This is a genomic window from Nocardiopsis coralliicola (genome assembly GCF_054779695.1).
Genome location: NZ_BAAGXT010000003.1, coordinates 95661 through 121902, shown reverse-complemented (window position 1 = coordinate 121902; position 26242 = coordinate 95661). Strand labels below are relative to the sequence as shown.

The window sequence follows — 26242 nt, the reverse complement described above, 5'->3', positions numbered from 1 at the left end:
GCTTATGCGGGGTCGCCGGCGTTCCATGCGGGTCACTGTTCGTAGAAGATCCGGGCTTGGCCGCTGACGTCCCAAGGTGAATCGGTTCCGGGAAGGACTACCGGCATCGCGAGGGTGGTCCTGGCGTAGGAGGTTCCGTCCGGACGGTGCTCGATGTCTACATGGAACGTGTTCGAGTTGTCCCACGGGGAGGTGACCCGCTTCGCGGCTTCGCCGGTAATCTTGGGGAGGTCATCGGGTGTAACGGCCGCCTGGCGTGCCGCTTCGTTCGCGGCGTGGCCGGCGTACATACTGGTCAGGCCGAAGAGGACCACCTGCCAGACCAGGAGGGCGCAGAGGCCGATGAGTGGAAGTACGGCGGCAAACTCTATTACTTGAGCGCCCTTATCGGCCTTCTGCTTCTTATTCTTCTTTTCCTTCGGCTGGGACGATTTTCGGAAAATCCCCATTTTCTTAGGGGGAGCCGTGATCTCCTCGGTAGATTCGGTAGCGGCGGAGGGTGTTTCCTGGTCCACCGGATCTTGCGACGACAACACACCCAACTCAGCCGCAGCCTTGCTGAACGGCTTCAGCAGGTTCTCGTCGGTGATGCGGCGCGGGTCGCCGGTGTTGCTTGCCTCCTCCAGGCTTCGATACAGGGAAGGGATCGGTGTCGAGGTCATCGTGACGCCGAGGAGCTTCCGTGCGAAGTCGGGCTGGATCTCGTTGTGCCGACTATGCCGGAGGAGGATGGACTGCACGTTCTTCTTCTCCCGGACCTGCAGCCGCTCCCACATGGAGATGAGCCGCTGGCCGGCGCGCAGCGCGGGCAGGTCGGGGGTGACCGTGACAATGGAGGTATGGGCGAGCTCGCAGGCCATAGCCGTCGCTTCGGTCATATGCGACCCGCAGTCCACCACGACCATCTCGTAGCGCGAACTCAGCGAAGCCAAGATCTGCCGCGCCGCGATTTCGGTAACCTCCTCGCCGCGCTCGCCTTCTCGGGGAGCAAGCAAGATGTGCATGCCCTCGGGATGGACGTACAGCGCCTCCGAAAGCATGGAGGCGCTGATGCTGTCCGCCGCTTGGACCAGGTCCACGATGCTGCGGCGATGGTTGAGGTCCAGGTAGCCCGGGACGTCGCCCTTCTGCAGGTCAAGATCGACGAGGCAGGTGGACCGGCCGAATTGCGCCGCCGCCCTGGCCATCTGGATTGCGAGCGTGGTTGTGCCGATCCCGCCCTTGGCGCCGGTGAAGGTGATGATGGTGCCGCGCCGCCCGGAGGCTGGCACATTTGCGTTGCTTTCCTCGAAGTGGCGGCGAAGCGTCTTCGACCACTCCGCCGCCTGGGCCACTCGCGCATCCAGGTCACCGATGGTGCTGTTGTGCGGCAGGACTCCCCGCGCACCGGCCTCCATTGCACGTGCGAAGACCTCGGGGTTGTACTCGTCCACCATGAGGAGGACCGCGAGCTGCGGATGGCTGCGCGTGACGTCGCGGATGAGTTCCACGGCGGGCAGCGGTCCGAGGCTCTCATGGACGATAAGCACGTCCAGGTCGGGCAGTGTGCGAAGCGTTTCGCTCAGCTCCGGATAGGAGCGGTGCACACTGACGATCTCGGCATCCGGAAGCTCGTCGAACCGTACCGTGAGTGATGTCTCGAGCTCGGGGCTCGGGACGCCGATAATAATCCTGTGCGGCATGTCCCAGTCCCTAGTTGTCGCCGCCGGCGTTGCCGCCACCGCCGCCGTTGCCGTCGCCCTGGCTCTCCTCCTCGAGCTGGCGCTGGTCATTGCTGCAGAACTGCATGTCGCCCGGCTCGCCGGAGCCCTCGGGGCTGATGAGTCCGAGGCGCAGCGACGAGGAGAACGCCTCTGCGTGCGTGAGGTGCAGTGTGTCCTGTGGATTGAGGCGGAAGGTCACAGGGACAGTTGCCGCCGTCTGGCCCTGTTCATCGGTGCTCTGGCCAACCTGGCCGACCTCGAGAACCTCTACATCAGTGAGCACGCGCGTGGCGCAGCTGTCTCCGCCATCTCCGTCGGCCGGGTAGGTCGCATAGATGTCGACGCGGGACTGACGGCTCACTTTGCCGGCGACACCGGTCTCAGCGTTGACCATGATGGCGATTTCCCGCTCGCCGGCTTCCAGTTCCGGGGCGGGGATGACCATCGACGTCTGCAGCAATGACCCCTCAGAGATGTAGGTGGAGGAGACCGGCTGCCGCCCAGGCTGGTCGAGCACCTGCTCCAAGTCGGAGATGAAGATGTCCTCCTCGAAGAAGCGGGCTGGCACCTCGTGGGGCTCGACCATGTCCTCGGTGATCGGCTGGTACGGGGCCACCTCTTCGGTGAGGCGGAGCGCGGTGCGGTAGGTGCCCAGTTCGCGGTTGATGCCGTTGACATAGGACACCACGGTGAGGAAAACCGCGATGGCGCCGATCCCGGCGACGATCATCAGCAGGAGGCCGCGTCGCTGACGGGGGTTCATACGCTTCCGTTCCTAAGGAGGGGTTGACGAATGGACGTGTGCGAGTTCAGGAACGACCGGGCGGATGCAGGCCGGGAGGTGCGGCAGGGGCGGGAGGCTGATGGGCGCCGCCGGGGGCCTCGGGGGAAGTCGGCGGAGCTGCTCCGGTGGGCCGACGGGTTCCGTCTGCCGATGCGTTCCGGTTGGACTGGGCACCGACCCATGCGGGCCGGATGTGCTCGCCAGTGCGCTTGTTGGGTGGGGTGGGGACGTCTGCGCTGCGCGTGGGCGGCCGGCCGACGACACGTTCGTTGACGCTTCCGCAGAAGTTGCACAGGACGCCTTCGACCAACTCGCGGCACCAAGGGCAGGTGACCGGTCGAATTGAGCCGGGGGCGCTGGGCAGTGCCTGCGGATGGGCGCTGAACACGACGAATTCGATGTACTTCCGGACACCCCAGTACTTGGCACCCATAGGTTGCTCGGGGAGAGCGCTAAGGGAGACGGCGCGCAGTGCGGGAGTGAGCTGCTCGTTGAACTCGTCGAGGCTGTGCTCGTTCGGGCGCGCGACCAGGACTTGAACGGGATCCATGGGGCGCCCCGGCAGGTTGGGGCGGGGGTCGCCCTTCTTGACGCGTCCCACGCGTTTCGCGGGCGCGTTGAAGGCGAGGAACGTGGTCTTCGGAAGCAGGGACCCGAGATGCTGCTTGAACGTTACCGGGATGTTGGAGAGGTTATTGACCCGCTTCAGCCAGGCCCCTGAGAGGACCTGGCGGGGTAGCTCGACGGCGAGTGCGGCAGTGACGCCCGCCGGAAGGTACGGGGCGAGGTAGGCGAGCTGATCCGAGACCAAGGACAGGGCGAGCGGCGAGAGCTCCATGCCGACCGCGCCGATCGTGTCCGTGGACAGTGCTCCCCGCGCAAAGGCGATGACCCGCTGTGCGTGATCAGCATCCCATTGTGGATAGAGCGCCAGTACCTTCCGCCCTTGACCGTGTTGGGCTTCGACGAAGTCAACGAAGGCGTCCGTGCGCTCTCCCCAGGTGTCCCCGCGCATCGGGAAGCGCTCTGCCTGAAACTTCCCCAGCAGGCCGCTGCTGGGGAAGTCGCCGAGGAGGGCGACGGCGCTTGTGGTTCTGGAAGAGCCGACGGTCACTTCGAGAGCTCCCGGTGTTCATGAAGGGGTGTGCAGGTTGGAGGGCGTAAAGCCGTTTTCTGCGGTAGTACAGCCTACTGTGCGCGATCGGTCCTAAGCGATGACGGGCTGTGCCTGTGGATGGTGCGGTGTCCTTTCGGTCACGGTGTTGTAGATCATCTGTTGGGGGTGGTGCCTCCTGATAGCGGCGGACTTCCGATCCTTCAGTGGCCTCGTACACCGACGTGGGGGGAGGACCACCGGTTCCCAAGTGGTGACCTCCGTCGTCTTCATCGGGAGAAATTTTCGATTATGACGATTCGGATTAGCGCAGAGTCCATTGACCGGAATCGGTCAAGGTCCCATCGCATCACTCTGGGGCCGCAGCGGCGCCGAGGCGGTTGCGCTGGGTCAGGAGCGGGGGTGAGGGTCGTGGGGTGAGTGGAGAGCGGTGTCCGATGTGCGGAGCGGACGAGGTGGGGCGGTACCGGGTGGCGGCGATGCCGGTGGCCGGGTCGGAGTTCGTGATGTGCGGGAACTGCGAGGCCGTGTGGGAGGACGGTGAGGCGATCGAGCGGGAGCAGGCCCGGGAGCTGCGGGACTACCTGGAGGAGTGGACGCTGCATCCGTGGTGGGATGAGCTGCGGTGGGTCCGGGTGCCCGCGGTGGAGGAACCGCCGGAGTGACGGAGGCGGGTGTCTCCGTGCGGCGCGGCTGGCCCCGAGCGCTCAGGCGTTGACGGCTCGTCGGCGGGCATGAGCGCATGCAGGGTTCGGCTGCGGAGCGCTTCCCGGGCGCGTGGCCGGCGCCCGGGGGAGTCAGTGCCGGTCGAGCAGGCCCCGTTCGAGCAGCCGCTGATTGGCTGCGCTGCGGCCGGCCAGCGTTTCCGGGGCGAACGGGTCGCGCCCCAAGACGGCCTCCAGCGACGGCTCCAAGAGCAGCGGCCCGAGAACCAGGAAGAGCACCTGGTACGCCGCCCAGCGGCGGTCCTCTTCCGGCAGCGGGGCTGGGTCGGGGAGGAGCCGGTCGATCTCGCTCTCGGCTCCCGCGACGAGCCGGCTGAGCAGGGCTGCCGCCCGTGCGTCCCCGTCCACCAGTACCCGCCGGATGTACCGCCGGCGCTCCGGGTCGGCCCCGAAGACCAGCGCCGCCGCGCGCGCTGCCTCCGGCAGAGTGCCGCGCTCGAGGCCCTCCGCGCCGGCGGCGTCGAAGGCCCGGCCGAAGGAGCCGAGGACCTCCTCGTCGACGGCGTCGCGCAGGCCGCCCTTGGAGGAGAAGTGGTAGCGCAGCAGTGCGTGCGAGACACCTGCCTCGGCGGCGATCTGCCGGGTCGTCGTCGCCCGGTAGTCGCGCTCCGCGAAGAGGCGGCGGGCTGCGGCGATGAGCGCCGTCCGCGCCTCGCCCCGGTTGGGTTTGGGAGCCGTGGCTGACACGGCGCAAGTCTATTTCACAGGATGGCGCGCACCCCCGGAGTGCGGCGGAGTACCAGGGCCGCAGCGACGCTGAGCGCGAAGCCGGCGCCGGCGACGGTGAGGAACTGGCCGGTGGCGCCGACCGGCAGGTCGCGTACCGCGTACTGCAGGCCCACGACGATCGGCAGGTGGATCAGGTAGATCGCGAAGGTGGCGTCCGCCGCGGTGCGCTGCAGACGGGAGGTGCCGCGGACATGGTCGCGGAAGAGGACCAGCAGGCCGAGTGCGTAGCCGACGCAGAGCACGGTCTCGTAGCCCGCCCAGGCCACCTGGCCCGCGTTGGCGCCGCCCCACTGGAAGAAGCCGGTGAGCGGGGCGCGGAATGCGGGGTAGGCGAAGCTGAGCGCGACCGCCGCTGCCAGCCAGCTGTAGGCCACTCGGGAGGGGAGCGCCTGCAGCCAGCCGCGGCGGTAGGCCAGCACACCTGCGGCGACGAACGGGAGATGCTGGGCGAGGTCGGCCGGTTCGGTCTGGATGACCTCGGCAACCGGCACCCACACGTCGACGGGGAACCAGATCCGGATCAGGGCGGTCCCGGCGCCGACGACGCCGGCGAATCCGAGGACGGCGAGCCCGCCGATGCGCTCCGGCGCGGGCCGGGTCCCGGGCGGGCCGGGCAGGCCGCGGCGCACCCGCAGCCGGTCGGCGACCGCGCGCCAGGCCAGGTAGGCGAGCGAGTAGACCAGCAGGTGCTGGATGAACCACAGGTGCCCGAACTGCCGGTCGGGCCAGACCGGACCGGTCCACGAGTCCGGCTTGGCGCCTTCGCCGAGGTAGATATTGACGTAGTAGTCGCCGAAGCCGATGGGCCCGTAGCCGCGGAAGTTCAGGTAGTAGGCGTACATCAGCACCGGGATCACGAGGAAGAAGCCGACCAGGATCGGCCCGCCGAGCTTCTTCAGCCGCGGTCCGACATAGGGCCGCTCCCTGCGGCGGTCGACCGCCGCAGGCAGGAAGTACGCCGCGATCAGCAGGAAGAGGCTCATCGTGAAGGGGGCGTTGAGGACGGCGAAGTCCCCGATCCACTGCGCCTTGGGCTGGCCCTCGATGTACCACCAGTCCGCCGGCCCGTATGCCTGCGCTGCGTGGTGGAGGATCACCAGCGCAGACAGCGCAATGCGGATCGAGTCGATGTAGTGCAGCCGGCTCGGCCGTCCGGACGGGCTGGCCGGGGGCGGTGACGGGAATGCGTGCGCGGTTCTTGTCCACATGGACAGCAAGCTAGGGAGCGGGATCCCTTCCTGTCCATATGGATAGGAAGGGATCAGGGAAAGGTCAGGGACGGGCTCGGGGGCGCAGCGGGCGGGCAGCGCTCGGCGGGGCCGGCCGAGGGCGCCGCGGACCCGCCGCGGCGCCGAGCTGCCGCCGGCACGGGTTCGGCCGGGGCGGACACCACGGTGGATCGGGAATGCCCGGTGAGGCAGGCCTGCGGGCTCAGGCGTCGTCGGGCACCGGGATGGGGTGGGCTGCGCGGCGGCCGTTGGGGGCGATGGGCAGGCCGACAGGCGGCTCCTGCCACGGCTGGGCTGCTGCGGCCGGCACGGCCGGGGCGAACGGTGTGGGGGGACGCGGCCGCGGGATCAGGGGGCGCGGGGGCGGCGGGTCGTCGGACGGTTCGCGCTGCGGGAACGGGGGGCCCGAGTCCTGGGCGAGGGCGGGCGCCTCGGGGGCCCATTCCAGGGCCGGGGGCGGCACAGCAGCCTCCCCGGGACTGCGGGTGCCGCCGGAATCCGCGCTCTCTGCGATGACAGCGGGGGCGGGGGCGGAGGCCCAGGCCGGAACGAGCTCGTCGGCGAAGGGGTCGGCGTCGGGCAGCAGCGGGGCGGCCCGCGGCAGGTCGGTGCGCACGCTCGGGGTGCCGACGGCTCGGATCGACGGCGGGCCGCCGAGCGGCGGGCGCCGGCCGGGAGCCGTGTGTGCCGTGCTGCCGCAGAACGGGCACTGCGGTTCGGCGACGGCTTCGTTGCACCAGCGGCACTCCACGGTGCGCACGGAACGGGCCGCGTAGGTGAGGGCCTGCGGGTGGGCGCTGTAGGCGACGAACTCGGTGGCGCGCGGCGTGCCCCAGTACTCGGCGGCCAGGGGCTGCGGCGGCACGTCGCGGGTGGCGTGGGCGCGCAGGACGGGCAGGAGGTCTTCGGTGAAGGTGTCGCCGGCGCCGTCCGGGGCCGACCAGACGACCTGCACGGGTGTGCCCGGGAGCGGCGGCAGGACCTCGGCAAGCTCTCCGGGCTCCACCGTGATCACCTCCTGTGCCGGCGAGCACAGGCCCAGGAAGGCGCGTCGGGGCAGGTAGGAGCCGAAGTGCTGGGCCGTGGTGACGGGCAGGGCGGCCAGCCCGGCGACGCTGCTGAGGCAGGCGCCGGAGAGCAGGTGGTGGGGCAGTTCGCGGGCCATTGCGGCGACGGCGCCCGGCGGGAGGAAGCGCGCCAGGTAGGTCAGCTGGTCGGCGAGGAAGGACAGCGCGAGCGGGCCGAGTCCGAGGCCGACCGCGGCGATGTCGTCGGTGAGGCCGCGGGCGCGGGCGAACCGGATGCAGCGCGACGCCGCCTCTTCCCGCCACGCCGGATAGAGGGCCACGATCTTCCCGCCGGCGCCGGTGCGCGCACCGGCGAATTCGACGAACGGGCCGAAGGCGCGGAACGGGTCCTCGGGTTCGCTGCTGTCGATCGGGAACCGGTCGGCGCGGTCATCGCCGAGCAGGCCGGTCGGGGGCAGGTCGGCGAGGAGCACCACACGCGTCGCGGATGGGCTGGCAGGGGGCGGCGTCCGCTGCGCACTTGCGGGCTCGGTCGCGTGCGGCGGGTCGGAGGCGGCAAGGGCGGGCGAGGAGGACGGCACCGGCGTACTCCTGAACGTGGCGGCTGGGGGCGGAACCGCGAGCGGGGGCGGCGCTGGTCGGGTGGCTGTTCCCAGCATCGTAACCAAACCCCGCCCTCGGGCGGAGGGGCTTGCGGGGGACACCCTGCTAGCGGGGTTGACACGGCCGATCAGCGACCGGGCCGCCCGGGGACGGATCATGGCGGCCGTCGCCTGCGGCGTTCCGACGGGCCGGCCGCAGCCCGGAGGCTCCCCCGTGTCCCGGGGCAGTGCAGCGGATCCGGGCGCTGCAGCGGGGAGTGCGGGGACCGGACCTGCCGCCGGGACGGTCCCGCATTGCGCGCAGCGGAGAGAGGGAGAGCTGCTTCCGACAACGGCCGCGGGTCGCGAATCAGTCTCTGGCACAGCGCGCTGACTGGCCGTTTTCGGCCGGGGGCGAGTGCAGGGGCTGGGTGCTGGCTCCGGATGCGCGGTCCGCGCCGTCCAGGAGACGAGTGCCGCGCTGTAGCGGAGTGTGCTCAGCAGTGCGAAGAGGTTGGGGGTTCCCCGGCGGGGCGGCCGGCCGCCTGCCCTGGTCTGCCGGCGCGGAGCAGTTCGCCGAGTGCGGTGAGTGGTGGCGTGGTGGCGCCGGTGCGCCAGACGAGGCCGAGCTGGCTGGTGTTCTCCAGCCCGCGTACCGGGATGAACCGCAGGTCGGTGCGGGTGTGGCGGTCGGAGGCGGCGAGGACCGTGCCTTCGTGGATGGAGGCGATGCCGGTGGTGGAGGGGATCGCTGCGCCCGACGGGGTGGTCGGCGGTGTCCGGGCGGCCATCCAGTAGTCGGGGGCGTCGCCTGGGCGGTGCAGGAGGTCGACCTCGGCGGGGTCTTCCACGTCGAGTGCGCTGCGCTCGGCGAGCGGATGGCCTGCGCTGAGGACGACGAACTGGTCCTGGGGGGGGGAGCGGAAGCCCGTGGTCAGCTCGGGTTTGTGCACGGGCAGTTCGGCGATCACCGCATCGACCTCGCCTTCGGGGACGGCGGTGAAGGGCTCTGGATGAGTACCACTGCCCCTGACCGGATCGAGCAGGTCACCGGACTCTACGTCGGCGTCTTCACCGCCTCTATCGCCCTGGGCGCCTTCATTGGCGGCCTCGTGGTGGAGAGCGCGGGCATCGTTCCCCTCCTATGGACCACCTCTGCCCTTGCGGCCGTCGCCCTCGCGATCGGTCTCGGCGGCTCCGGTCCGAACAGCCGCCCCGAGGAGCGCGCCCGGTAGGCGCTTCCGCAGCATGGCGATGGCCCCGACCGCCGAGCGTTCGGGACCGTGGCCGGACCGGCGCGATTCAGGCGCGCGCGGGCGCGGAGGCTCCGGTGACTGCCGCGACGGCGTCCTTGGGGTCGGTCGCGGCGGCGGGCCGGTTGTAGGGGAGCTTGGACAGGAGCAGGGCCATGGCGCAGGTGTTGGACAGGGCCGCGAAGGTCAGGCCGGCGCCGATGAACGCGGCGACGTACTTGGCCGGCTCCCAGGCGATGCTGGCCAGGACCGCCACCAGGACGATGCTGCCGGCGACGAGGCGCACCTGCCGCTCCAGCGCCCAGCGCTCCGTGCCGAGCTCGACCGGCGCGCCGGAGGAGGTCCAGGCGTTCATGCCGCCCGCGAGCACCGCGACGTCGGCGGCCCCCGCGGCGGACAGCGCCGCCGCAGCCTGCTCCGCGCGCGGCCCGGCCTGGCAGACGACGACGATGCGCCGCTCCGCACCGGCGATCTCGGCCGAGTGTGCGCCGACCTTGTCCACCGGAAGGTTCACGGCGCCGGCGATATGCGCCGACTCGAACTCCCCGGCCGTCCGCACGTCGAGGAAGACGGCTGTGCCAGCGGGCAGCGCCTGCGCGTCGGCAGTGTCGATGGTGGCACTCATCGGGAAGGGCTCCTCGATTGCTCAGAGAGTCCGCCCGCGGCGGGGCGCCGGGGCAGGATGCCTACTTAACTGGTCAGGAATTCAGGATATGTCTGCCTGTCCACCACCGCGAACAGCGGCCCAAGAGAAGGGCGGCGGTGGGGACGGTGGCAATCGCCGCGATCGGGCGCCAAGGACCGTGCGCGTCCACTGCGGTGTCGGCCCTGATCAGCCGTGCGCCCCGACGGCCCGCGCCGCGGTCACGCGAGGGCGTTCACGATCGCGGCCAGCACTGGGCCGACCGTGAGGGCCACGACGGTGAGGGCGAGCATGAGAAGGGCGGTCTTGGCCCGGCGAGTCACGAAGGGGCTCCACAGGAGAGAGGCAGGGATCAGGAGAACTCGGTCTCGTACTGCAGGTTGGCGTGCATCATGAGGAACACGGCCACGGCAGTAGCGAGGACAGCGGCGGCGATGGCGAGCACGATCAGCACGGTCGCGGTCGTGCGGTTCACAGCAGACTCCGGGGGATGGGGGGCCGCCAGGCTAGCGGCGCCGCGGATGCTCCGCGAACGCGGGGGAGCGGGCCGAAGGCTGCGCCGGACTTCTGCGGGGCGGGCCGTTGAATGCCTGCTGGCCTGGCACGCTGTAGCCGCCTACTCGGAGGGCGTCCGCAGGCGTGCGGGGGCGCGGGACTCCCATGCATCGGCGAGGAGCTCGCCGAGCTCGCCGGCGTCCACCCGGTCGAGCCGGATCAGAACGCTGGCGTGGCCGCGGTAGTGGTCGGTGGTGAAGAACTTCTCCGGGTCTGCGGCCAGGAGGGCTTCCCGGTCGTCGAGGTCGGGGAGCCAGCACACCAGAACGCCGGGCTGCTCGTGGAAGCGGGCGAAGATCTTGCCGGCGACGTAGAACGCGGGTGTGCCGTAGCAGGTCCGCTCGCTCACCTCCGGCAGCGCGGTGGCCAGCCGGCGGACGTCGTCTTCGGTGCTCATCGGTGCCCCTTCGCATGGCGGTCCTGATTGAGGCGTACCCGCTGCCGGCCTTCCCGCGCGCCGCATCGGCGCCGGTCGGCGGTCCAACCTACTGGCGCGGCAGGGAGCCCGCGGAACCGGTTCCGGTGAGGCGCCCCGCGATGCCGTCCAAGAGCCACTGAAGGCCGAGCTCCCGGGCGGTGTCCGCGGCATCGGCGCCGCTGCGGGTCAGCGCCCCTTCCTTCCATGCGCGGGTGGTGGCGGGGTAGCGCGCCGGGTCGTAGATCGTCTCCCAGAACTCCTGGCGGCTCTCCCACCAGGCGCGGTCGGACTGTCCGCTCGCCGCCTCCGCGTGTGCGCGGTCGGCTTGGGCGGCGGCAGCGGCGTCGGTGAAAGTGACGATGGCGTAGGTGGCGGCGTCGGCGCTGGGGGCATCGAGTCCGGCGCCGGACAGGACCCCGAGCAGGTACTCGTGGCGGGCGAGCAGCCCCGGGCCCAGCGGCGGGCGCACGGTGGAGACCGCGCGCAGCCACGGGTGGCGCCGATACAGCGCCAGCGTCCGCTCCGCGTAGAGCTCGACGCTGGCGCGCCAGTGCTCCGGGTCCCCTGTTTCGGTGGGGAGGTCCAGCTCGGTCCAGGCGGCGTCGACCATCAGCTCGACCAGCTCCGCTTTGCCCGGCACGTGGCTGTACAGCGACATCGTGCCGACGGACAGCGCCTGCGCGACCTTGCCCATCGTCATGGCGTCGAGGCCGTGGCGGTCGGCGGTGGCGATGGCGGCCGCGACGATCTGGTCGACCCCGACCCGCGGCTTGCGGCCCCGCGCCGGCCGCGCGCTGTCCTGCGCTTGGCCGCGCCAGAGCAGGCGCAGTGTGGTCGAGGGGTCGCCCTGCCCGCTCTCGTTCCGTTCCAACGCCCTGGCCCCGATCCGATCGCCACTTTTCCCGTATAGGGTACGGTAAAAATTAAAGCCGTATGCGATACGGAAAAGGTGCGGGCGATGCTGCCCCGAACCCACGCAGAGAGAGGTGCGCCGATGACGGTTCTGGTGACGGGGGCGACGGGCAAGGTCGGCCGGCATGTGGTCGAGGGCCTGGTGGGGAGGGGTGTGCCCGTGCGTGCTCTGACGCGGGACCCGGAGCGCGCGCGGACCCTTCTGCCGCGGGGCGTGGACCTCGTGCAGGGCGACCTGGAGAGCACGGCCACGCTCCACGGGGCGCTCGCAGGCGTGGAGCGGATGTACCTCTTCCCGGTCGCCGAGACAGCGCGGGAGACCGTGGCGATGGCGCGCGCAGCGGGCGTGCGCCGTATCACCGTCCTCTCCTCGGGCGCCGTGACGGGCGGATTCGACACCACCTTCCACCTCCCGGTGGAGCAGGCCGTTGAGGAGTCCGGGCTGGAGTGGACCCACATCCGCCCGGGCGAGTTCGCCGCCAACAAGACCGAGCTGTGGGGGCCGTCCATCCGGGCGGAGCGCACGGTGCGCGACGCCAATCCCGACGCCGCCTGGTTCCCCGTCCACGAACGGGACGTCGCCGACGCTGCCGTGGCCGCCCTGCTCGACGACGGGCACACCGGCAGCGCCTACACGCTCAACGGCCCGGAGATGATCAGCCTGCGCGAGCAGGTCGAGGCGATCAGTGCGGCCATCGGCGAGAAGATCCTGCTGGAGAAGGTCACGCCGCACGAGGCCAAGCGGCTGTACCTGCTGCAGGGCGGATTCGCCGCGGAGAACGCCGACTTCCTCCTCGGATTCACCGACTACGACGGAGACCCGTCCGACCCGGAGGCCGCCGCGGACTTCGATCCGGGCTACTTCGCCGCGCAGCCCACGCTTGAGGACGCGCTCGGCGTCCCGGCGCGGACCTTCGCCCAGTGGGCGCGGGACCACGCCGACGACTTCCGGTAGGGCGTATTTGGTGGGTGGCGTTCGTCGCGAGCGGTGTCGGCGGTGCACCCGTCGCAAGGCCGACGAATGGGTCAGGGCGGGTTTTCCTCCTCGATTGAGGAGAACGCCGCGGGGGGCGTGCCAGGGCGACGCGCAGCAGGGCAGTTGTCCACCCAACACGCCCTAAGCGAGCGGCGCGGCCCACGCGCCGGCCGCGGCGGGCGCTGGCCGGGACCAGGCCGGCTCGCCGGCGCCGCATCCGGTCGCGCATGGGAGAGCGCCGGTATGCATCACGGCGCCGCCCTGGCTGGAAACGCCGGGGCTGCGCCGCCATGCGAGGTCCGGGCCGACCGCATCCCCGGCAGGTTTCGGTGCTCGGCCGCCGGGGCCGCGTACTTTGCGAAGCCATCCCGAATCCGGTGCGCCGCAGGGTCGGTACCGACCGACGAAGACGCGACGCACAGGAGTCGATTGCGATGACCACCTCCACCGCTGCCGCTTCCGCCGAACATGCTTCCGCCGAACGCGCTGCCGCCCCCGCCGTCCGGATCGCGGTGATCGTGGGCAGCATCCGCACCGATCGCTTCTGCCCGGCGCCGGCCAACTGGATCGCCGACCAGGCCCGCAAGCGGGACGGCGTGCAGGTCGACCTGGTCGACCTGGCCGACTACGACCTTCCCCAGGTGCTGGGCGGCAACGACGAGTCCGCACCGGAGCCCGAGCCCGTGACTGAGCTCGGCCGGCGCCTGGCATCCGCCGACGCGTTCGTGGTGGTGGCCCCGGTCTACAACCGCTCCTACCCGGCCTCGGTGAAGAACGCGATCGACTGGTTCTACACCGAGTGGCAGCTCAAGCCGGTCGGGTTCGTCTCCTACGGCGGCATCACCGGCGGCCTCCAGTCGATCGACGCCCTGCGCAACGTCTTCACCGAGTTCCACGGTGTCCCGCTGCGCGACTCGATCACCTTCGCCGACTTCTGGAACGCCTTCGACCACGACGGGCGGCCGACCGACGTGCCGGGCACGACCCGGCTCGCCGACGGCTTCCTCAGCCAGCTCGTCTGGTGGGCGCAGACCCTGCGCCAGGGGCTCGCCGACCGCCCGTACCCCTTCGGCGGCTCCGAATGACGGCGCAGGCACCGGACCGCCCCCCGCCTCTGCGAGCTGAGGAACGATGACGACGACCGATGCGGTCAGCGGCACCTCGGCCCGCCCCGCCTGGCATGCGTGGACGGCCGCAGTGCTGCTGGCGCTGACGCTGTTCCTGATGGCCTCCGACTTCACCGTGATGTTCATGGCGGTGCCCGCCGTGACCGAGGCGCTGACGCCCACCACGACACAGGTCCTGTGGATCATGCACGTGGGGGAGTTCGTCGCCGCGGGCCTCGTCATCACCATGGGCTGGCTCACCGCGCGGATCGGCCCCAGCCGGCTGCTCATGGCGGCGATGGCGCTCTATCTGGGCTCCTCGGCGCTCGCGGCGTTCGCCCCCGACGCGGCGGTGCTGCTGGGCGCGCGGGTGCTGATCGGCGCGGCGGCTGCCGCGGCCTCGCCGGCCGCGATCTCCCTGCTGCGCTCGATGTTCACCAGCACGAAGCACTTCAGCATCGCGTTCGCCGCGGTGATGGGCGCCTTCCCCGCGGGCAGCGCGCTCGGGCCGCCGATGGGCGGGCTGCTGCTGGAGCACTTCTGGTGGGGATCGGTGTTCCTGATCAACGTGCCCGTTGCGGCCCTGGTCCTGGCGGTCGGGCTGTGGGTGTTCCCGCGGACGCGGGGGACGACGACCGGCCGGATCGACACGGTCAGCGTCGCCGTGTCGATGTCGGGGGTGATGCTGGTGGTCTTCGGGCTGCAGGAGATCGCCGACCGGGGCTTTGCGCTGCCCTACTTCCTGGCGGCGCTGGCGGGGGTCGCACTGGGGGCGTGGTTCATCATCCGGCAGCGGCGCGTCGACAACCCGCTGCTGGACCTGCGGCTGTTCGCGGTCCCCGCGCTGCGGGTCGCCGCGGCGGCGTTCGTGCTGGCCGCGATCGCGTTCGTGGCAGTGGACTTCGTCCTCGTGCAGTACCTGCAGATCGTCGTCGGCGTGCCCACCGGGCGCCTGGGGCTGATGCTCGCCGCTCCGGGCGCCGCCGCGATCCTGGGTGCTGCCCTGGCGCCGGTCCTGGCGCGGCGGATCGCTCCGGGTCCGCTGATCAGCGCCGGCCTCGGCATTTCGCTGCTCGGCGTGTTCGCGATCATCGCGGCACTGCCCGCGGGCGAGGACCTGATCGCGGTGATCATCGCCGGCACCACCTTGGTCTCCCTGGGCATCGCCCCGCTGATGCTGCTCGGCGCCCAGCTCATCGTCACCTCCGTCCCGCCGGAGCGGGCGGGATCAGCGGTCGCGGTCCAGGACATCAGCGCGGGCATGGGCGGGGCGGTGGGCATGGCCTTCATCGGCAGCATCTCGATGTCGGTCTACGGCCGGATGCTCGGGGCCACCGCGCCCGCGGGGGTTTCCGACGCCGGTATCGGTGCCGCTGAGCAGAGCCCCGGAGGCGCGGTGTCGGTCGCCGAAGGGCTCGGCGGATTGGACGGGCAGCGGCTGCTCGCCGCCGCGCAGGATGCACTGACCTGGGGGGCGGTCGCCGCCTACGCCGCGGCCGCGGTCGTCGGCATCGGCGCGATCCTCCTCACCCTGCGCGGACTCCGCGGCATGGCGCTGCCCGGTCTCGGCGGCGAGGACGCCGGCGGGCCCGATCCGGAAGCCGCCTCCGTACCCGGCTCCGGCGGCGGGCAGGACCCCGACCCGCAGCAGCCGCGCTGAGGTCCCCGCGATGAGTCGCCGTCCCGGGTGGCTCCGCTCGGCTGGCCGTATCCGAGCCGGCCCGGCGGATCACCCGGGCGCCGCGGACGCGGTGCCGGTGGCCGCTTCCAGCTGATCGAGCGGGGCGGCGGAGCGTCCGCGTGCAGCGGCGTCGGCCCGCTCGGAGTCGGACAGCCGCGCGGCCAGCTGCTCCTTGACGCGCTGGAGGTCGGCGTGCTCGGGCGCGGAGGGTTCGATCTGTGCTTGGGAGCGCACCGCTGCGGCGGTCCCCAGCAGCTCTGCGGCGAACAGGGCGTCGCCGCGGCCAGCGCGGAAGGCGGCCGCCAGCTCCAGCAGCCGCGCGATCGCGGGCGGCCGGGCGGTCTGGCGGACGGGAGAACGGAGCCGCTCGATGGCGTCCCGGGCTCCGGCCGGGTCGCCCTCCTGCGCTGCCAGGAAGCCCTGCTCGAACAGGGTTGCGGTGTTCGCCGGCGCCTCCGCCGCCTCCGTGGCGGGCGGGGGCTGGGCGTGGGCGAGCCAGCTCTCCAGCAGTGTGCGCGCCGAACGCAGTTCCCCCCGGTAGCGCGCCACCATGGCGGCGCCGAAGCCGGCGAAGCGCACGCCGCCCTCGTCGCCGATGCCGCTGGCGAAGACGCGGGCTTCGGCCAGGCGGTCGGCCGCGCCGTCTGCATCGCCGGTGCGCAGCATCGCGATCGCGGTGGTGGTGAACCAGTAGCTCGCTTCGGCCCGCAGCGACAGGTCCAGGCAGAGCTCCAAGGCGCGCTCGGCGGTGCGGGCCGCCTCCCGATGGTCGCCGCGGGCCTCCGCGGCGCAGTAGTCGACGGCCAAGACCTGCGACATGCCGTAGCCGTCGCCCGAGGCGCGGATGATCGCCGCGGGGTCCCGGCCGCCGGGCAGGCCCTGCGCGGCGGCGTCCCACTGGGTCATGGCAAACCAGTCCCGCTGGCTCGCGGCGATGGCGGCGTCCCAGTCCTGCCCGGTGGCCAGCAGCGTTCCGACCGCCTGGTCCACGTGGCGGTTGCCGGCCTCGCGGAGCCCGGAGGCCAGCATCGACGTGCCCGCGAACCACTGGGCGCGGGCTCGGGCGCCCGGGTCCTGGAACGGCTTCAGTTCCTCGGTCACCTGCTGGTCGGCGTGGTCGGGACGGGCCGCGAGCCCCATCGCGGCGGCGAGCGTCGCGGCGGTGGCGCGGTGGTCGTCCCGCGGGCCGGGGAGGCGGGCCGCGGTCTCCAGGCGCTCGCCCAGGCGGGTGTGGTGCCCGCTGATCCAGTGGAACCAGAAGGTCGCCACCGCCATCCGCACCGCGGCGCCTCCGTCGCAGCGGCGGACCGCTTCGCAGAAGGCGTGCTGCAGCTGCGCGTGCTCGGCTTCCATGCGCGGCAGCCAGTGCCGCTGTCCCGGGCCGCGGAGCTCCTGGTTGGCGCGGTGGGCCAGGGCGAGATAGAAGGTCAGGTGCCGGTGGGCGGCCGCGTCGCGTTCACCGGCGTCGGCGAGCTTCTCGGCCGCGTAGGTCGCGATGGATTCGAGCAGTCCGTACCGCACGGCGCCGGCGGCGCGCGAGGTGGTGACCAGGCTGCGGTCGACCAGTCCGGCCAGGACGTCGGCCACCTGCTCCGGCTCCGCCGGCGCCGCAACCGCGGGGTCGACCGGACCGCCGCAGACCGCCTCGGCGGCCTCCAGGCCGACGGTCCCCGGATGCACGGCGAGCCGGCGCAGCACAGCGCGTTCGGCCCCGTCCAGGAGCGACCAGCTCCAGTCGATCATGGCGCGCAGGGTCTGCTGGCGCCGCGGCGCCGCATGGCCGGGGCGGCGCAGCAGGTTCAACCGCTCGCTGAGCCGGTCGAGCAGGTCGCGGACGGAGAGGCCGCGGACGCGGCTGGCCGCCAGCTCCAGGGCCAGCGGAAGGCCGTCCAGCCGCCGGCACAGCTCGGCGACGTCTTCGGCGGTTTCAACGTCCAGCTGGAAGTGCGGATCGCTGGCCTGAGCGCGGGCGAGGAAGAAGGAGACCGCTTCGCTGCAGTCCTCGCCCGCGGCCGGCTCGGTCGGCAGGGTGCCGAGGGGGGAGCGCTGCTCCTCGGCGAGCCCGAGCGGTTCCCGGCTGGTGGCCAGCACCTTGGCCTCGGGCGCGCGGCGGAGGAGCTCGGCGGTGAAGGCGGCCGCTTCGGCGATCACGTGCTCGCAGTTGTCCAGCACCAGCAGGGACGGCCGCGACCCCAGCGCTTCGCTGAGGCGGTCGAACATGTCCGTCTGCGGGGAGCGGTCGGGCAGGCCGAGCGCGTTCACCGCCAGGGTGGCGACGCGTGCGGCTGAAGCCGGCCCGTCCTGCGGGGCCGCGGCCAGCTCGGCCAGGTCGATGAACCAGGTGCCGCGCTCGAACCCCGACGCGTGCTCGTGCGCCACGTGCAGCGCCAGGCGGGTCTTGCCGACGCCGCCGATCCCGGTCACCGTGGTGAGGCGCGCTCCGGCCACTTGCTCCGCGAGCTGGCCGCTCTCGTGTGCGCGTCCGATCAGGGGACCCGCCTGCGCGGGCAGGTTCGACCGCCGCAGCGGGGGGTCGGGTGCCGGCACCGGTTCGGCGGGTCTGGTCGCAGGGACCGCCAGCTCGGGGTCCTGGCGCAGGATCCGGCCGTGCAGCTCGCGGGTGTGCGGGCTCGGATCGACGCCGAGCTCGTCCGCAAGCCGCCGGCGCACCCGCTCGAACAGCTCCAGTGCCTCGTGCTGGCGGCCGACCTGGTAGAGCGCCAGCATGGTGGAGCCCACCAGCCCCTCGCGCCCGTCGCGTGCGGCGCAGTCCTCGACGGTGCCGCCCACCACGCTGAGCGCCGTGTGCGGGTCGCCCCGTTCCACGAGCGCTTCGACCAGGGCCTCCAGCGCATCGATGCGCCCGTCGTGCAGTGCGGTGACGGCCGGCTGCAGCCAGATCTCCTCGGCCGCGTCGCCGAAGGGTTCGCCGCGCCACAGGTCCAGTGCGCCGGCGAGCGCTTCGGTCTTCTCCGTGGACGGGGCCATCGCCCGAGTACGTGCCACGGCACCGGCGAAGCGGGCCGCGTCGAGTTCGCCGGGCTGGAGGGCGAGCCGGTACCCGGCGGGTGTGTGCTCCAGCAGTGCGCGGGCGCCCGGCTGCGCCTCGTCCAACGCGGTGCGCAGCCGGGACAGCTTGGCCTGCAGCACCTTCCGCGGATTGGCCGGCGCCTCGCGGTCCCACAGCCGGTCCACCAGCGTGCTCGCGGAGACCGGCTCCCCATCCGCCGCCACGAGCGAGGCGAGCAGCAGCCGCAGCTGCCGCTCGGCCACCTCGACTACCGAGCCGTCATCGGCACTGAGACGGATGGGCCCCAGCACCTCGATCTGCATGGGGGCAGTCTATGCAGCGGGATACGGCCGGGCCGTCATGTGTCGGGGGGGTTACTGGGTGGTTGTGCGGAGGAAGGCGATCCACTCGGGGGCGGGGAAGGGGAGGTGGCCGGCGTCGGGGTGCTTGGAGTCGCGGACGGTCGCGCCGCAGGGGAGGTCGGCGACTTCGACGCAATCACCGTTGACGCCGCTGTAGGTGCTGGTGCGGAAGCCGGTGGGGATGTGGGCGACCTCGACGCAATTTTGTGCGTGCCCGCTGTAGCTGCTCTTATTGAAATTGAGGGAGGTGTTCATCACTGGCTTTCGAGATTCTTCATGATGTCGAGTATCAGGTCTGCGGATTGTGCGGTGCTAAGCGCGGACCCTTGGATGTCACCGAAAGTTGATACGTGGGCTTCTACCTCATCGGGGTCCTCTAGGAAGATTCCGTTGGAGGCTGTATCGATGTAAACGATTGGACGGTCGATGGGGTCTGGGAATTCGAGGATGGCGAATGGTGCACAGAAGCCAGCATGCGATCCCGTGCTCCGGGGGATGACCTGGATGTCGATGGTAGGAATCTGTGCCATGTAGTGAAGATATGCCAGCTGCTCACGGAGCGTGTCGGGCCCTCCGATCGGCCTGCGAAGCGCACTCTCCTCGATGACGGCTCGAAGGCGCGCTGGCGACGGCGGGTTGAGCACTGATTTCCGCTGACTGCGAGCCGCTGCTTTCGCTTCGAGGGTCTTCCTGTCTTCAAGTCGGCCCCCTTTGAGTAGAGACTCTGTATATGTGGGCGTTTGAAGAAGGCCCGGAATTATCTGCGACTCGAAAGTCCGGATTGTAGATGCTTCAGCTTCGAAATCCGGAAGAGCTCGGTCTTCGAAGACATCCTTGTACTTCGACCACCACCCGCGGAGTCGCGCATCGCGGGCAAGCGCATGCATTGCCGCGCGCGTCTCCGCGTCGTCGATCTTATACAGGGTCATCAGTTTGTCTAGATCATCCGGTTTGATCCTCTTGCTCTCGGTTGTTTCCATTTTTGTGACTTTGCCCGAGCTCCATTGGAGCTGAGTGCCTACCTGGCTGGCGGTGAGTCCGGTGGCCTCGCGGGCTCGGCGGAGCATTGTCGCAAGGCGCCGAAGTCGGAGTGTAGGACTTCGGGATTCGGTCATGCTGGCACCTTAGCGAAAAATCGGAGACATAGAGTTGTCGACTTGAAAACTTTACGATTGCGAGTTACTTTGAATGTGTAGCCAGTCACAGTCTGAAGGAATCCCAGCCAGGCTACTGTCGCCCGCCCCTGCTGTGCCGACTGAATGAGATCCGGCGGGCTCCCTCTCACCCCTGCTCTGCCGAGGAGTGTGTCCGCCATGCCCGAAACCGTTGAAGCGCGGCTGCCGGTGCTGCAGCGCCAGCACGTGACCGTGCCGCTGACCAGCTTCGTCCGGCCGCTGTTCCACCACTACTTCTCCGGCCGTGCCGAGCGCCCGCGCTACCGCGTCCGCCGGTACGACTTCGCCGGTGACACCGCGCTGCTGCCGCTGGCCCGCGCGTTCCTGGACACCTGCGCCGCCGACCGCGACAGCGACTACCGCTATCTGTTCACCCTGCTCGGGTCCGAACTGGCCGCCAACGCCATCCGGCACAGCCGGTCCGGGCAGCCCGGCGGCAGCTACACCCTCGAAGTCACCCGCAGCACAAGCCGGCTCCGGCTGACCTGCCGGGACCGGGGCAGCCCGCGCAGCGGCCCCCACGGATCGCCCGGAGCAAAGCACTTCGCGCCCGTCCCCGGCTGGGACGCGGCCGACGCCGTGACCGGGCGCGGGCTCGCGCTGGTCGACTCCCTCGCCAGCAAGTGGGGCGACAACGGCCGCGCCGACTTCCGCAGCGTCTGGTTCGCGCTCGACTACGACCTGTCCGGAAGCGCGTGGGGCAGTGTCTGACAGCGCCGGTCCCTAACCCGCGACGCAGCCAGGGAGAGCGCGGGGCCACCAGCAGGAACAACCCCTCGTGATCGCGGCGGCCCGGTCTGGTGCGTTCAGTCCTTCACCAACGAGGCGATGAGACCGCCGACCTTCCCGACGGCCGTCCAGAGCTCGAGGAAGAAATCGCCGATGGCTCCGAGCATCGCTCGCGTGGTGCCGCGGGGGCGCGACTTCTTCTTGGTTGCTTCGCCGGCAGCGTCGGGGTGGACGCCTGCTGAGGCGGTGTGGTCTGCGTGTGCCGGAGGCTGTTGCCACTGCGCAGGGGGAGGCTGTCGGACGTTGGCAGCGCCACCGTGATGCCCGGCCTGGTAGCCGTTGCTGCCGTACGGATTGTGGCCGTACCCGTACTGTCCATACTGGTCAGGCTGCCCGTGCTGGCCTGGGTGCCCGTATCCGTACTGGCCGTACTGGCTGTATGGGCCGGGTTGGCCGGGGTGGCGGGGATGTTCTGGCATGGCGTGCCTTTCGTGGGGCTGCAGTTGTGTCGATCAGATCCCGGGCAGGGACAGAGGCCGCAGCGCGTGCGACAGCCGCTTCCTCTGAGACGCGGGACTCCCCGCTCTGGTGCTGGCGGCGCGGTCACAGTTCCGCGTATTCGGCCCGCGGTCGCACTGAACCCGTCGGTTCTGCCCGGTTGGGCCGCCAGCGGCCTCTGGAGGTCGGTCCCGTCCGGGTATGCCTGGCAGCAGAGACCATCCCCTGGAGCCCACAGATCTCGATGTCTTCCTACGGGACATGTCCCGACCCGGCGCCACTGGCGATCTGCAGGCGGTGAGCGCGCTGGTCGACTCCCTCGCCAGCGAGTGGGGCGACAACGGCCGCGCAGACTTCCGCAACGTCTGGTTCGCGCTCGACTTCGACCTGTCCGGAAGCGCGTGGAGCAGCGTCTGACGTGCACTGACCCGTCAGGTCTCCGACACGAAAACGGCCCGGAAAGCGCGGCAACGCTTCCCGGGCCCCAATCCCACCGAACACGATCAAGAACGAATGAGGATCTGATGCTGCACACTACCGCCCGGCAGGCCGCTGCGCCCAGGCTTCTGCAGCGGGGACACAGCCCTCGCCCGGTGCCCTCTCCAGTTCCCCGACCGCGCCCCGCCCCGGACCGGCCAGCACGCCTGGGCCCCGGTGCCGCTTCGACCCGGAAGGCCCGACAGTTCCGAAGGCCCCACCTGTCTGCACTGTGCGCACTCCACCTGCCGCACGCACCGCGCCGCCGCCCTGCCGCGCCTCGGCGGCCACCGTGCCGAGTACGCCGCCGAACACGCCCGCGCCGCCGCCATCCAGCGCCGCCACCGGCACCTCATCGTCTACTTCGGCGAAGCCACCCAGTCCTACTGGGCCGCCACCCCGCACGGCCTGATCGAAGCCCGCGACACGGACGCGCTCCTCCTGGCGCTCTGGCCGCATGGCGAAGGCGGGCAACCGGCCGGGCCCCGCCAGCAGTACATCCTGAGCTGACCTTCACCGCCCCCAGACGGCGACTTCGCCGCCCGGTATCGCGGTATAGCGAGGACCAGACGCATCGGAGAGGTCCCACGCCTCGAAGTCCGGGTCTGCAGGCACTGTGAGGCGGGTGAACAGCAGTTCGGCAGAGCTGTTCACGTCGTCCCCATCCGCTTGAGAGGGCGGCGCCGCGAAGAACGCGACGGTGAGCGTCCCGTCACACCCGTACTCGGCGGCGGCAATTCGCTGGCCGACAAGGCGGTGCAACTGGGTGGCCCACGTGTGCCTGTCCACTGGATCGAAGGCGATCCGGCCCCCATCGGGCAGGCGCAGCACCGCCGGGGTCTCCACCGTCAGAAGCAGGTCGCCCTCCACACCGACGCACACAGCCCAGCTCAGGTCGATCGAGTTCACCGTGCGGTTCTGCAGTCCGAGGTCCATGGTGCTCCGTTTCACTGGCTGCGCGGCCGTGGCACGCGCTACGCGGCGTTCGGCGGGCCGCGGGAAGTGGGGACTGCGATCAAACCACGGCCTCCTACCGCGGCGATGCCCTCACGGATGCGGAGGGTGTGCGGAACAAACTGGGCTCGGTCAGAAGGCTTTCCGCCCTCGGGGCTCCGAGGGTGCCCGGATGGGTCGGCCACTGTTGGGCCCGCTGGCGCCAACTCCCTAAAAATCAACACAACGGACGCGCGTCTTCTCGCTATCCGCCTGCAGTGAATGTCTGCTGGGGCTTAAGGATCCTGGCCGGAGGGGGAGGGGATGGGGGGACCTGCGCGAGGGGAGCGATCGCTGGCCGCGCGGCGGCGGGGGGTGCTGATGGCGACGCTGGCCGCGGTGGTTCTGCTGTTCGGGGGAGTGCAGGTGGCCAGTGCGGCGCTGCCGGGGGAGAAGGCGGTCGGGGGCGGCGCGGTGGAGATCGACGATGGGCCCATGTACCGGACATCGGTCCGCCTGCCGGGGGAGGGGTGGTCGAAGGAGCTGCACAGCAGGGCTGCCACATCGGACGGCAAGGTCTTCACGCGCGGGGGAACCCGGCTGGAGGCCATGTCGGTGGAACCGCCCGGAGACCGGCGGGCCGATGCCCGGGAGCTCTGGGCGGGGCTGGGGGACGTGTTGCGGACACGGGACCGCGAAATCCGGCTGGCCGAACCGGCGCCGGTCCGGTCGGAGCAGGGCGTCCAGGGACTGATGGGGGCCACGTCGGGCGGCGAACGGGACTACCTGGCCGTCATCTACCCCTCGCCGTCCCACACCTCGGCCGCGCAGCTGCTCATCAGCTCGGAACAGGGGGCTGCGGGGTTGGGCGGGGAAGCGGACGCTCTGGCGGCCACGGCAGTGGTCTTCACCCCGAAGGGCAAGGCGCATGACTAAAGACCGCCGCGCGTCCACGCGCACCGAGGACACCGCCGCGGTCCCCACCCCGCGCGGCCCGGCTGCCGTAGCGCTGAACGGCGCCACGGCCGTCCGAGCAGATGCTGACCCGCCCGCAGGTTCGGCTACCGCGCGCGCTGCCCTGGCGGCCATCGGCCTCATCTGCGCGGGCGGCCTCACCATCGTGGCCATCGATGAGGCGGGCATCGCCGCCGTCTTTCCCGCTGCTGCCGCGACCGCATTCGGGCTGTGCGCCCTCACCCTCCTCCTCGGCTACGGGCTGCTGCGCCGCGCCAGGCCGGTGCGCCCGCCCGGGGCCGCGGTTTCGCTGGCCGCGGTGGCCTGGGGGCTCTTCGGCGCCACCGGTCTCGCACTGCCCACCAACAACGCGATCGACGCCCTGCTGGCGAACTCCGGCCTGAACGGCCGCGCGGCCGAGGGGTGGGGCGTCCTGCTGCGCGGGCCGGTCACCGAGGAGCTGTTCAAGCTCGCCGGGATCGTGCTGCTCGCGCTCGCGTTCGCGCGGGCGCTCCGGGGCCCGATCGAGGGGTTCGTGATCGGCGCCCTGGTCGGGTTGGGGTTCCAGGTCGCGGAGAACTTCTACTTCGCGATCACGGCCGTGGTGGACGGCGGAGGAGTGGGCGGAATGGGCGCGGCGGTGGGGAGTGTGCTCCTCCGGGTGGTGCTCACCGGGGTCGGCACCCACTGGGCGCTCTCGGCGCTCGCGGGAACGGCGGTCGGGCTGATGGCCGCCAACGCCTGGCGGATCGACGGCTGGCGCGTGCCGACCGCGCTGCTCCTGGTGCTCGCCGCCATCGTGCTGCACACGTCCGTGAACGCCCCTGTGTTCACCGCGGGCATGGGGGTCGGGTACAAGGCCCTGTTCAACTTCGCGGTGGTGACGGCCGTCTACTTCGTGCTCCGCCACTGCTTCCGCCGCCGCGTGCGCGCGGCGCTTGCCGACGAGGCGGGCAGCTCCGGTCTGGACCCCGGTGAGGCAGCCGCCCTTGCACGCCGGGGCGGCCGGCGCAGAATGCTCCGTGCCGCTCCGAAGGCCGACCGCGGGATTCTGGCGAAGTTCCAGGAGCGCCTTGTGGACGCAGCCGAGGACCGCGCCCTTCTGGCCCGGGACTGAGCCGTGCAGACCGGTGGCGTACCGCGGGTGCGCAGCCGTCCGCCGGCTCTGCGCCTCCTCAGGTCCTGGCCGGCGGAGTCGGTCAGGAGGCCCGGCTGCGCCGGCTGTGGGCGCGCGCCTTCATCCGGTTGCCGCAGGTGGCCATGGAGCACCACTTCGCTGTGCCCGGCCGGCTGCGGTCGACGAGGAAGAGGTTGCACTCGGTGTTGGCGCACGCGCGCAGGCGGCCCGGATGCTCCTCCACGACCCGCGACCACGCCAGCACGGTCCGAGCGGAGAGGAGCTGGTCGGCAGGGGCATCGAGGTGCCACTCGACGCCGTCGCCGGTGACCTCCGGCAGCAGCGCCGCACCGCTGACGGCTTCGGCCAGCTGTTCCGCAGCGTGGCCTTCCTCGCGGATCACGCTCTGCAGGGCATTGCGCGTCCGCTGCAGATGCAGCAGTTCGGCTTCGGTGCCGGCGCCGCCGAACCTGCTGGCGAGCTCTGCGCCGGTCGAACCGGTGAGCTGCTCGGTGCGCACCCCGTCGGCCACCGGAGCGCTGTTGAGCACGGCTATCAGCAGGTCTTCGTCTTCGGCCATCGCCACCCCTTCGCGCAGTCCGCCACATCGCCTCGGCGCTCGCCGGCGGAACCCATGCTAGCGTGCAGCTAACCAATAAAACTAGCTATAGGGGTTAGTCATGCCGACTGTCCGCCACCGCACCGTGTCCGTCGACGGCCTGGAGGTCTTCTACCGGGAGGCCGGGCCGTGGAACGCCCCCGTGATGCTGCTGCTCCACGGCTACCCCACCAGCTCGCACATGTTCCGGCACCTCATTCCGGCCCTTGCCGACCGGTACCGCGTCATCGCCCCGGACCACATCGGATTCGGCCGCTCGTCGGCCCCCTCGGCGGAGGACTTCCCCTACACCTTCGACGTCCTCGCCGACGTCACCGCTGCGTTCCTCAAGGCCGCCGGGGTCACCACGTACACGGTGTACGTCCAGGACTACGGGGCTCCGATCGCCTGGCGGCTGGCCTTGGCGGACCCGGAATCCGTCAAGGGCGTGGTCTCGCAGAGCGGCAACGCCTATGAGGAGGGCTTCGTCCCGGAGTTCTGGGCGCCGATCTGGGCGTACGGCGCCGACCCCTCAGCCGCCAACGAGGCGGCGCTCCGCCCCGCTCTCGGGCGCGCGGCGATCGAATGGCAGTACACCCACGGGGTGCCCGACGCGGCCACGGTCGCCCCCGATGCCTGGGAGCACGACATCGCCCTGATGGCCCGGCCCGGTATCGACCGCGCACAGCTCGCCCTGTTCGCCGACTACGCCAGCAACCGCGCGCTGTACCCGCAGGTCCAGGAGTGGCTGCGCACCTCCGGCACCCCGGTCCTGGCGGTCTGGGGGAAGAACGACGAGATCTTCGGCCCCGCCGGCGCCACTGCGTTCCGCCGCGACGCGCCGCACGCCCGGATCGAACTGCTCGACGGCGGCCACTTCCTCCTGGAGTCCCACTTGGACGACGTTGCGGCCATCATCCGGGAGTGGCGCGCGGGCGTCTGACCGCCCGGA

General features: G+C 71.1%; 27 protein-coding genes. 11 read left to right on the top strand and 16 right to left on the bottom strand.

Going from position 1 to position 26242, the window contains the following annotated elements; all coding sequences use genetic code 11:
• Window positions 1-32: 32 nt before the first annotated feature.
• Genes ACYVGT_RS03935 through ACYVGT_RS03925 form a run of 3 tightly spaced genes read right to left on the bottom strand, consistent with a single transcriptional unit; the run spans window position 33 to window position 3601 of the window.
• Window positions 33-1682, bottom strand: coding sequence for an AAA family ATPase (locus ACYVGT_RS03935; RefSeq protein ID WP_460854994.1), 1650 nt, complete (start codon window positions 1680-1682; stop codon window positions 33-35).
• Between the two features lie 10 nt (window positions 1683-1692).
• The gene (gene cpaB, locus ACYVGT_RS03930) at window positions 1693-2466 is read right to left on the bottom strand and encodes a Flp pilus assembly protein CpaB (protein WP_460854993.1); all 774 of its coding nucleotides are present in this window, start codon (window positions 2464-2466) and stop codon (window positions 1693-1695) included.
• A 46-nt stretch (window positions 2467-2512) separates the two neighbouring features.
• The gene (locus ACYVGT_RS03925; protein WP_460854992.1) at window positions 2513-3601 is read right to left on the bottom strand and encodes a hypothetical protein; all 1089 of its coding nucleotides are present in this window, start codon (window positions 3599-3601) and stop codon (window positions 2513-2515) included.
• A gap of 437 nt (window positions 3602-4038) precedes the next feature.
• On the opposite strand from ACYVGT_RS03925, the gene ACYVGT_RS03920 reads away from it, so the two are divergent.
• Entirely contained in the window at window positions 4039-4266 is a 228-nt protein-coding gene (locus ACYVGT_RS03920; protein ID WP_460854991.1) for a hypothetical protein, read from the top strand.
• A gap of 132 nt (window positions 4267-4398) precedes the next feature.
• On the opposite strand, the gene ACYVGT_RS03915 is transcribed toward ACYVGT_RS03920, so the two are convergent.
• The 4 genes from ACYVGT_RS03915 to ACYVGT_RS03900 form a co-directional block, all read right to left on the bottom strand.
• Entirely contained in the window at window positions 4399-5013 is a 615-nt protein-coding gene (locus ACYVGT_RS03915; RefSeq protein ID WP_460854990.1) for a TetR/AcrR family transcriptional regulator, read from the bottom strand.
• Between the two features lie 14 nt (window positions 5014-5027).
• Window positions 5028-6263: an acyltransferase family protein gene (locus ACYVGT_RS03910; RefSeq protein ID WP_460854989.1), complete on the bottom strand. Its 1236-nt coding sequence runs from the start codon at window positions 6261-6263 to the stop codon at window positions 5028-5030.
• Between the two features lie 223 nt (window positions 6264-6486).
• A complete protein-coding gene (locus ACYVGT_RS03905) occupies window positions 6487-7788 on the bottom strand; it encodes a hypothetical protein (RefSeq protein ID WP_460854988.1) in 1302 nt (433 codons plus the stop codon).
• Window positions 7789-8390: 602 nt separating this feature from the next.
• Entirely contained in the window at window positions 8391-8864 is a 474-nt protein-coding gene (locus ACYVGT_RS03900) for a type 2 periplasmic-binding domain-containing protein (RefSeq protein ID WP_460854987.1), read from the bottom strand.
• A 42-nt stretch (window positions 8865-8906) separates the two neighbouring features.
• Between ACYVGT_RS03900 and ACYVGT_RS03895 the strand changes: the two genes are divergently transcribed.
• Entirely contained in the window at window positions 8907-9128 is a 222-nt protein-coding gene (locus ACYVGT_RS03895; RefSeq protein WP_460854986.1) for a hypothetical protein, read from the top strand.
• Between the two features lie 67 nt (window positions 9129-9195).
• Here ACYVGT_RS03895 and ACYVGT_RS03890 read toward each other — a convergent pair whose 3' ends face one another.
• From ACYVGT_RS03890 to ACYVGT_RS03875, 4 genes are all read right to left on the bottom strand, one after another.
• Window positions 9196-9771 (bottom strand): rhodanese-like domain-containing protein, encoded by a 576-nt coding sequence (locus ACYVGT_RS03890; RefSeq protein WP_460854985.1) that lies wholly within the window; start codon window positions 9769-9771, stop codon window positions 9196-9198.
• 370 nt (window positions 9772-10141) lie between these two features.
• Window positions 10142-10264, bottom strand: coding sequence for a hypothetical protein (locus tag ACYVGT_RS03885; protein WP_460854984.1), 123 nt, complete (start codon window positions 10262-10264; stop codon window positions 10142-10144).
• A 141-nt stretch (window positions 10265-10405) separates the two neighbouring features.
• Complete coding sequence (locus ACYVGT_RS03880; RefSeq protein ID WP_460854983.1) at window positions 10406-10741, bottom strand: MmcQ/YjbR family DNA-binding protein; 336 nt, start codon at window positions 10739-10741, stop codon at window positions 10406-10408.
• A gap of 88 nt (window positions 10742-10829) precedes the next feature.
• A complete protein-coding gene (locus ACYVGT_RS03875; RefSeq protein ID WP_460854982.1) occupies window positions 10830-11633 on the bottom strand; it encodes a TetR/AcrR family transcriptional regulator in 804 nt (267 codons plus the stop codon).
• Window positions 11634-11756: 123 nt separating this feature from the next.
• On the opposite strand from ACYVGT_RS03875, the gene ACYVGT_RS03870 reads away from it, so the two are divergent.
• The 3 genes from ACYVGT_RS03870 to ACYVGT_RS03860 all read left to right on the top strand — a co-directional run bounded on the left by ACYVGT_RS03870 (window position 11757) and on the right by ACYVGT_RS03860 (window position 15416).
• Window positions 11757-12629 carry an SDR family oxidoreductase gene (locus ACYVGT_RS03870; protein WP_460854981.1) on the top strand — a complete coding sequence of 291 codons (873 nt, stop codon included), beginning with the start codon at window positions 11757-11759 and terminating at the stop codon, window positions 12627-12629.
• A 455-nt stretch (window positions 12630-13084) separates the two neighbouring features.
• Complete coding sequence (locus tag ACYVGT_RS03865) at window positions 13085-13735, top strand: NADPH-dependent FMN reductase (protein WP_460854980.1); 651 nt, start codon at window positions 13085-13087, stop codon at window positions 13733-13735.
• Window positions 13736-13781: 46 nt separating this feature from the next.
• Window positions 13782-15416 (top strand): MFS transporter, encoded by a 1635-nt coding sequence (locus tag ACYVGT_RS03860; protein ID WP_460854979.1) that lies wholly within the window; start codon window positions 13782-13784, stop codon window positions 15414-15416.
• 69 nt (window positions 15417-15485) lie between these two features.
• Here ACYVGT_RS03860 and ACYVGT_RS03855 read toward each other — a convergent pair whose 3' ends face one another.
• Genes ACYVGT_RS03855 through ACYVGT_RS03845 form a run of 3 tightly spaced genes read right to left on the bottom strand, consistent with a single transcriptional unit; the run spans window position 15486 to window position 19876 of the window.
• A complete protein-coding gene (locus ACYVGT_RS03855; RefSeq protein ID WP_460854978.1) occupies window positions 15486-18770 on the bottom strand; it encodes a BTAD domain-containing putative transcriptional regulator in 3285 nt (1094 codons plus the stop codon).
• A gap of 51 nt (window positions 18771-18821) precedes the next feature.
• Window positions 18822-19064, bottom strand: a complete 243-nt coding sequence (locus ACYVGT_RS03850; RefSeq protein WP_460854977.1) for a DUF397 domain-containing protein — start codon at window positions 19062-19064, stop codon at window positions 18822-18824.
• Complete coding sequence (locus tag ACYVGT_RS03845; protein ID WP_460855128.1) at window positions 19064-19876, bottom strand: helix-turn-helix domain-containing protein; 813 nt, start codon at window positions 19874-19876, stop codon at window positions 19064-19066. The genes ACYVGT_RS03850 and ACYVGT_RS03845 overlap by 1 nt, the downstream gene beginning before the upstream one ends.
• A gap of 246 nt (window positions 19877-20122) precedes the next feature.
• On the opposite strand from ACYVGT_RS03845, the gene ACYVGT_RS03840 reads away from it, so the two are divergent.
• The 3 genes from ACYVGT_RS03840 to ACYVGT_RS03830 all read left to right on the top strand — a co-directional run bounded on the left by ACYVGT_RS03840 (window position 20123) and on the right by ACYVGT_RS03830 (window position 22198).
• Window positions 20123-20695 (top strand): ATP-binding protein, encoded by a 573-nt coding sequence (locus ACYVGT_RS03840; protein ID WP_460854976.1) that lies wholly within the window; start codon window positions 20123-20125, stop codon window positions 20693-20695.
• A gap of 777 nt (window positions 20696-21472) precedes the next feature.
• Window positions 21473-21628: a hypothetical protein gene (locus ACYVGT_RS03835; protein WP_460854975.1), complete on the top strand. Its 156-nt coding sequence runs from the start codon at window positions 21473-21475 to the stop codon at window positions 21626-21628.
• Between the two features lie 237 nt (window positions 21629-21865).
• Window positions 21866-22198, top strand: a complete 333-nt coding sequence (locus tag ACYVGT_RS03830; RefSeq protein WP_460854974.1) for a hypothetical protein — start codon at window positions 21866-21868, stop codon at window positions 22196-22198.
• 3 nt (window positions 22199-22201) lie between these two features.
• Here ACYVGT_RS03830 and ACYVGT_RS03825 read toward each other — a convergent pair whose 3' ends face one another.
• Window positions 22202-22624, bottom strand: a complete 423-nt coding sequence (locus ACYVGT_RS03825; RefSeq protein WP_460854973.1) for a DUF6188 family protein — start codon at window positions 22622-22624, stop codon at window positions 22202-22204.
• 378 nt (window positions 22625-23002) lie between these two features.
• Between ACYVGT_RS03825 and ACYVGT_RS03820 the strand changes: the two genes are divergently transcribed.
• Together ACYVGT_RS03820 and ACYVGT_RS03815 are read left to right on the top strand one after the other, a co-directional pair.
• The gene (locus ACYVGT_RS03820; protein WP_460854971.1) at window positions 23003-23557 is read left to right on the top strand and encodes a hypothetical protein; all 555 of its coding nucleotides are present in this window, start codon (window positions 23003-23005) and stop codon (window positions 23555-23557) included.
• Window positions 23550-24692: a PrsW family glutamic-type intramembrane protease gene (locus ACYVGT_RS03815; RefSeq protein ID WP_460854970.1), complete on the top strand. Its 1143-nt coding sequence runs from the start codon at window positions 23550-23552 to the stop codon at window positions 24690-24692. The genes ACYVGT_RS03820 and ACYVGT_RS03815 overlap by 8 nt, the downstream gene beginning before the upstream one ends.
• A gap of 82 nt (window positions 24693-24774) precedes the next feature.
• Here ACYVGT_RS03815 and ACYVGT_RS03810 read toward each other — a convergent pair whose 3' ends face one another.
• Window positions 24775-25272: a CGNR zinc finger domain-containing protein gene (locus ACYVGT_RS03810; protein ID WP_460854969.1), complete on the bottom strand. Its 498-nt coding sequence runs from the start codon at window positions 25270-25272 to the stop codon at window positions 24775-24777.
• Window positions 25273-25372: 100 nt separating this feature from the next.
• Here ACYVGT_RS03810 and ACYVGT_RS03805 point away from each other — a divergent pair, with 100 nt between their 5' ends.
• On the top strand, window positions 25373-26233 hold the full coding sequence (locus ACYVGT_RS03805) for an alpha/beta fold hydrolase (RefSeq protein WP_460854968.1): 861 nt from the start codon (window positions 25373-25375) through the stop codon (window positions 26231-26233).
• Window positions 26234-26242: the final 9 nt, after the last annotated feature.